The 5,029-nt window shown below is 64.8% G+C and carries 8 protein-coding genes; 1 reads left to right on the top strand and 7 read right to left on the bottom strand.

Annotated features, from left to right (window positions below; genetic code table 11):
- Nucleotides 1–94: 94 nt before the first annotated feature.
- The 5 genes from VEI45_RS08285 to VEI45_RS08265 form a co-directional block, all read right to left on the bottom strand.
- On the bottom strand, nucleotides 95–646 hold the full coding sequence (locus VEI45_RS08285) for a YceI family protein (protein WP_324852030.1): 552 nt from the start codon (nucleotides 644–646) through the stop codon (nucleotides 95–97).
- A 164-nt stretch (nucleotides 647–810) separates the two neighbouring features.
- The gene (locus VEI45_RS08280; RefSeq protein WP_324852028.1) at nucleotides 811–1,173 is read right to left on the bottom strand and encodes a hypothetical protein; all 363 of its coding nucleotides are present in this window, start codon (nucleotides 1,171–1,173) and stop codon (nucleotides 811–813) included.
- A 218-nt stretch (nucleotides 1,174–1,391) separates the two neighbouring features.
- On the bottom strand, nucleotides 1,392–2,324 hold the full coding sequence (locus VEI45_RS08275; RefSeq protein WP_324852026.1) for an alpha/beta hydrolase: 933 nt from the start codon (nucleotides 2,322–2,324) through the stop codon (nucleotides 1,392–1,394).
- Between the two features lie 89 nt (nucleotides 2,325–2,413).
- Nucleotides 2,414–3,187 (bottom strand): class I SAM-dependent methyltransferase, encoded by a 774-nt coding sequence (locus VEI45_RS08270; protein WP_414687430.1) that lies wholly within the window; start codon nucleotides 3,185–3,187, stop codon nucleotides 2,414–2,416.
- Entirely contained in the window at nucleotides 3,184–3,699 is a 516-nt protein-coding gene (locus VEI45_RS08265) for a nitroreductase family protein (RefSeq protein ID WP_324852024.1), read from the bottom strand. The genes VEI45_RS08270 and VEI45_RS08265 overlap by 4 nt, the downstream gene beginning before the upstream one ends.
- Before the next feature lie 132 nt (nucleotides 3,700–3,831).
- Between VEI45_RS08265 and VEI45_RS08260 the strand changes: the two genes are divergently transcribed.
- Nucleotides 3,832–4,254 (top strand): cyclic nucleotide-binding/CBS domain-containing protein, encoded by a 423-nt coding sequence (locus tag VEI45_RS08260; RefSeq protein ID WP_324852022.1) that lies wholly within the window; start codon nucleotides 3,832–3,834, stop codon nucleotides 4,252–4,254.
- 33 nt (nucleotides 4,255–4,287) lie between these two features.
- On the opposite strand, the gene VEI45_RS08255 is transcribed toward VEI45_RS08260, so the two are convergent.
- Together VEI45_RS08255 and VEI45_RS08250 are read right to left on the bottom strand one after the other, a co-directional pair.
- Nucleotides 4,288–4,749: a cyclic nucleotide-binding domain-containing protein gene (locus VEI45_RS08255; RefSeq protein WP_324852020.1), complete on the bottom strand. Its 462-nt coding sequence runs from the start codon at nucleotides 4,747–4,749 to the stop codon at nucleotides 4,288–4,290.
- 8 nt (nucleotides 4,750–4,757) lie between these two features.
- The gene (locus tag VEI45_RS08250) at nucleotides 4,758–5,006 is read right to left on the bottom strand and encodes a dsRBD fold-containing protein (RefSeq protein ID WP_324852032.1); all 249 of its coding nucleotides are present in this window, start codon (nucleotides 5,004–5,006) and stop codon (nucleotides 4,758–4,760) included.
- Nucleotides 5,007–5,029 lie beyond the last annotated feature (23 nt).

Raw genomic sequence — 5,029 nt, 5'->3', positions numbered from 1 at the left:
TCGACCGCTGTCAATCACGACTCAATGCGCCCGATCCGCAAGCCCGGCTGTTGTCGGGCTTGCGGACCGCCGCGCTGGGGCGCTCTTCGCCAAGTCAGGCCTGCTTAAGGGCCTCAATCGCCAGCGTGATCGTGACCTTGTCCCCGACCATCGTGCCGCCGCCATCGAGCGGCAACTCGGCGCCGACTCCGAAGTCCTTGCGGCTCAGCACAACCGAGGCGTCGAAGCCGGCGACTTCGCCGCGTCCGATGCCGGGGTTGACGCCGTTGAATACCAGTGTCATTGCGACCGGCCTGGTGACGCCCTTGAGGGTGAAATCGCCGTCGAGCACGTAGTCGTCCCCGTCGGCCCGCACCGCGGTGGACACGAACGTCGCGGTCGGGAACTGGGCGACGTCGAAGAAATCGGGGGCCTTGATGTGCGCCTCACGCTGCTCATTGCCGGTGTCGATGGAGTTGACGTCGACCGTGGCGGTGACGGACGGGGTGCCGTCTTCGGCGACCGTGACGGCACCGCTGAACTGGTCGAAGCGGCCGTGAATCTTCCCGACCATCAGATGGCGCACCGAGAAGTTGATCGAGGAGTGGACTGGGTCGATCGCCCAGGTTCCGGCGGTGAGCTTTTGGGCGCCAACGGCAGTGGTCATGCGGATTCTCCTTTGAGTCGGGCTAACCGGTACCACCCGGGCAACCGGACTGTAGTCCGGTTTATTCCCCGGGCCGGAGATTGTCCCGGCCGGCGACGCCTCAACTATCTGGCGACGCCTCAACTATGAAGCCGGCACTAACGCCTGAACCGTTCTGGCCCTGCTTATGGGACCCGCGTCCAGGGTTGACAGTTGTGCGACTCGAAGGCCTTGACCGTTGTGTTGACGTTCGCGAACATCGGACCGACAGACATATTCGTCTGGATCACATGGTCCTTGTTCGCATCAGGCGTGCTGTAGGTGAACCACGCGCACATCGAGTCCTGGGTCGGCACATTGTTTATCCAGACCCCGAACGTCGACGCCGAACCGGCCGTTCGGTACAGGCCCGGCGCAATGTCAGGCCCGACGACGAAGACGCCGTTCCCGGGGATCGGGTCCATCGGATCGGCGACGGCTGGTGGCGCGAGCGCGGCCACCGCCACGCATGCAACGAAGACGGCCGATGCGCGAATCGATGGGGACATTTTTCTCTCCATATCGCGGCCACCCCGATGGCAGCGTATGCCGAAGCGTGCTTGAGCAACAACAGATAGCCGGGAACTTGGCGGCGAGCCCTCAACTAGCCGAGCCGCGTCGACCTCGCTGAGACACTGACCCACTATCGCGACGAGCCGGGGCACGGTGACGGTGAAGTGATTCGCGCCCACGCCGTCGGTCAAGTAACGACGAAAGCCGTTGCCGCTCAGAGGTATCCGCGGAGATGCCCAAGCACTTCGTCGATCTTGGCGAAGCCGCCGAGGTGGCTCTCTGAGCGCACGATGAGCTCGGCGTCTTGCAGGCGCGAGATGGCCGCGTGGACGGAGGCGAGCGGAACGACGTGGTCGCACTCGCCGTGCCACCACCGCACCGGCGCCTTCACGTCGGCCAATTGGAAACCCCAGTCCCGCCCCAACAGGCGGGCATCGTCGACCATGGCCAGACAGCGGCCTCGGAAAGCATTGACCATGTCGTCGACGAAGATCGCCTCGATTTCCGGGTCGTTGAGAACGCGTTGGTCATCCTCGGGCCACATGCTGGCGTAAACCCGATAGGCGTAGTGCGCGACGGGGATCAGGGGTGCCAGCAGCACGGTACTGAGCACTGCCAACGGCCGGCGCAGCTGCGTGAGGACGGGGTTGAACCGGCGGGCAACGTCGGTGACGCCGCCATCGGTGGCCTCCGGACCGACCGCCGGGACGGTGCCGTCGAGGACGGTCACCGCTGCCACGCGATCCACCATCGGGGGCAGCGCGCCGCAGGCCAGCGCATACGCGCCTCCGCCGGACAGGCCCACGACGCCAAGCCGTTCGGCGTCGAGCGCGTCGGCCACCTGCGCCATGTCGGCGACCCAGTCGGTCACCGCGGAGTAGCGGTGTGAATCGGACAGCCCGGTGCCCGGCCGCTCCACGATGATGACCCGCAGGCCGAGCTTCTCGGCGGCACGCCGCCCAAGCACCGGGAATTGGCGCCGCGCGCCGAGTGTGCCGTGGAACCACAGCACCACCGGACCGGTGGGGTCACCGAATTCGGCGTAGCCAAGCCGTCGACCGTCGACGAGGTGAAAACGGCCCTCTGCGAGCGGCTTTTCGACGCGCGGTACTCGCGGAGGATGCCGCAGCGGGTTGCTCAGTTTCATTGGATCTCAAAGTGTAGGCGACCAAGCTGCGAGCATCGCGGACCTGATGCCCCGTTACCCGCGGTGTTGGATCTACGTTTCCTTGCGATTCATCCCGGCTTTGTCGCGGTGACCAGTTGGGTGGATACCCACGGCCCGCCGTACCACATGCGCCATCCGAGGCTGCGTCGCTGAACATGGTGCCAGCCGCTTTCGCGGAGGTGGTCGGCGTGCTGGCGGGTCTCCCACAGGTCGGCGATGGCAAGGCGACCGCCGGGGCGCAGCAGACGCATCGCCTCACCGAGAGCTTTGCGTCGTCCGGCGTGCGTCGGAATGTTATGGATCGCAAGGCTACTGACGATGACGTCGACGTTGTTGTCGTCGAACGGCAGCGCGGTCATGTCGGCGGTGTGCAGCTCGATCCGATCGGCGACGTTCTCCAGTTTGGCGTTGGCCAGGGTGGCCGACGGGGAATTGTCGGTCTGATCGGCGTGCCAGAGGTCGACGCCGATGGCACGCCCGCGTGGCAGCCGCTTGGCCGCGGCCAGCAACACCGCGCCGCGGCCGCATCCCATATCGAGCACGGTTTCATCTCCCTGTAGCCGCAGCTGGTCGAGAATCCGGTTCCAGACTTCGAACTTGCCGGCTTTCGTCGCGTAGATGTAGAGGGCTGCGCTCGCGGCGATCCCGACGGCCGATGCCCCCGTCAGCGCTGCGGTTAATCGCTTACCAAGGGCGAGGCTGATGCCGGCCCACACCGCCAGGGCGGCAACATCCACGGCGATTCCGATCGCCTGCCCGCGCGCCGAGATGGTGTGGAACGACCCGTCAATTCCGTAGTTGCCCTTGTGTTCTCGTATCGCGGCGTCTACCACGGGGCTCACCAGCGTCCGTGATGGACGACCTCGTCGAAGGGCCGCCGGTTCGGTTTGCGGATGGGCTTGAGCGGCCGGTCGGCGGGATAGCCGATGCCGAGAAGGTAGGCCACCAGGTAGTCGTCGGGCACACCCAGGATGGCGCGGGCTTTGTCCTGATCCTGCACCGACGAATGGCCGGTGCCGATCCCCAGGTCGGTAGCCGCGATCATCATCGCCATCGTGGCCTGGCCGACGTCGTATTGGTCGGTCACCTTCCTGCGTTCACTGGGCGGTACCGGCAGGACGAAGGCGATCGCGGCCGCGGCCCCGGCGATGTGACCGGCACCCTGCCACACCGTGGACAGTTCCTGCAGCTGAGCCCGATCGGTGACGATGACAAAGTCCCACGCCTGGCGGTTTTTCGCCGACGGCGCCCGCCATCCGGCCTCGGCGATCCGGTTCAGGTCTTCTTCTGTAACCGGTTCCGGCTTGTACTGGCGCACATTGCGGCGGGCACAGATCGCATCCCAGGTTTCCATCGCATCCCCTCCTCGTCCGCGCCTACGGCTGTCCCCGACCATGGTGCCATCAGCGACCGAGTGAACTAAGGCCACCGAATTGAGGACTGAGGTCACTACAAATGGCGGGCCAGTCTGGATCAGCATCGAGGGATGACGAACCTCCCTTTCGCTGGGTCGACCCCGATCTCCGTGGTCACCGGTGACCCAGTGGTGCGTGTCTCCTCCGAAGCCACGGTTGCCGACGTTGCCAAGACCCTTGTCGCCAGCGAAGTCGGGGCCGTTGTGGTGGGTGATGACGAGTTGCCCGCCGCGCTGGTGAGCGAGCGTGACGTCGTGCGGGTGGTGGCTGCTGGAAAAGACCCGGCTGCCGTGCGGGCCCTCGACGTGGCCAGCACCAAGTTGGTGTGGTGCGACGCCGAGGCCACGGTCCAGGAGGTAGCGGTTCAGATGATGGAGCGCTACATCCGCCACGTCCTTGTGGAGCGCGACGGCGCCCTGGTCGGCATCGTGTCGGCCCGGGACCTGCTGGGCGTCTACAGCGCCGAGGCTGACCTGGATTTCGGATCGGCGTGAAACTTCAGCGGGATTCCATTGCCGTGGCTGTTGTCAGGTGCCAGTGCTGTAGATGTCCACGAGTCGAACCCTGGTGGCATCAAGTCCCTGACCGAGAATCGGCGTCACGCGCTTGAGCAGCTCGTACCCGAGCTCGTGGTCCGTTTCGCATTTGTCGCGCAGGCACTTGCCGTCCAGCACGATTGCTCGGGTCGTCTCGGCAGCACGAGCGTCGAACATCGATTTGTATGGTGGTACCAGCCACGACCATCCAAGGATGTCGCCGCCTGTCAGCGTCTGAATGGTGAGGCTGCCGGGGCCGGGAGCGAAGACTTCGAGTGAGACCTTGCCTTCGCGAATCAGATAGAAGTGGTTGGCTTCTTCGCCTTGTTTAAAGATGAAATCACCGACGTTGAAGCGCATGTTCGAGGCACACCCGACCGCCATCTCAAGATAGCGCCGGTCCAACCCAGCGAAAAAGGGATGCTTGGCAAGAACACCTTCAAGCGTCCTCATCGCGTGCCTCAGTGCCTGACGCCGTTAAAGAGCAGTAGCTGGTCGGCGAGGTGTGATAGAGCTCGTGCCGTCGCCAGTTCCTGTCCCGTTTCGCTCGCAAGATAGTCCGCCGGATGACGATAAGCCACGCCCAGCCCGGCTAGACATGATCCGCCCCAATGCAACTCGACCGTTGCGCGTGTCCGTCCATCACGCTCGACGAGCGCTATCGTGCATGCCGGCTGTGCGGCAGAATACGGGTGACTGTGCTGGTACATGTGGCGTATCTCCGGCTCCCGTC

The sequence above is a fragment of the Mycobacterium sp. genome (assembly GCF_035623875.1).
Taxonomy (GTDB): Bacteria; Actinomycetota; Actinomycetes; order Mycobacteriales; family Mycobacteriaceae; genus Mycobacterium.
Note: the sequence above shows the minus strand (reverse complement) of the source record. Positions and strands in the feature narration are given on the sequence as shown.

Bases quoted from the DNA above. Each gene is read 5' to 3' on its own strand.
- VEI45_RS08260 (WP_324852022.1), top strand. From the start codon at position 3,832: ATGACGAACCTCCCTTTCGCTGGGTCGACCCCGATCTCCGTGGTCACC.
- VEI45_RS08255 (WP_324852020.1), bottom strand. From the start codon at position 4,749: ATGAGGACGCTTGAAGGTGTTCTTGCCAAGCATCCCTTTTTCGCTGGG.
- VEI45_RS08265 (WP_324852024.1), bottom strand. From the start codon at position 3,699: ATGGAAACCTGGGATGCGATCTGTGCCCGCCGCAATGTGCGCCAGTAC.
- VEI45_RS08250 (WP_324852032.1), bottom strand. From the start codon at position 5,006: ATGTACCAGCACAGTCACCCGTATTCTGCCGCACAGCCGGCATGCACG.
- VEI45_RS08280 (WP_324852028.1), bottom strand. From the start codon at position 1,173: ATGTCCCCATCGATTCGCGCATCGGCCGTCTTCGTTGCATGCGTGGCG.
- VEI45_RS08285 (WP_324852030.1), bottom strand. From the start codon at position 646: ATGACCACTGCCGTTGGCGCCCAAAAGCTCACCGCCGGAACCTGGGCG.
- VEI45_RS08275 (WP_324852026.1), bottom strand. From the start codon at position 2,324: ATGAAACTGAGCAACCCGCTGCGGCATCCTCCGCGAGTACCGCGCGTC.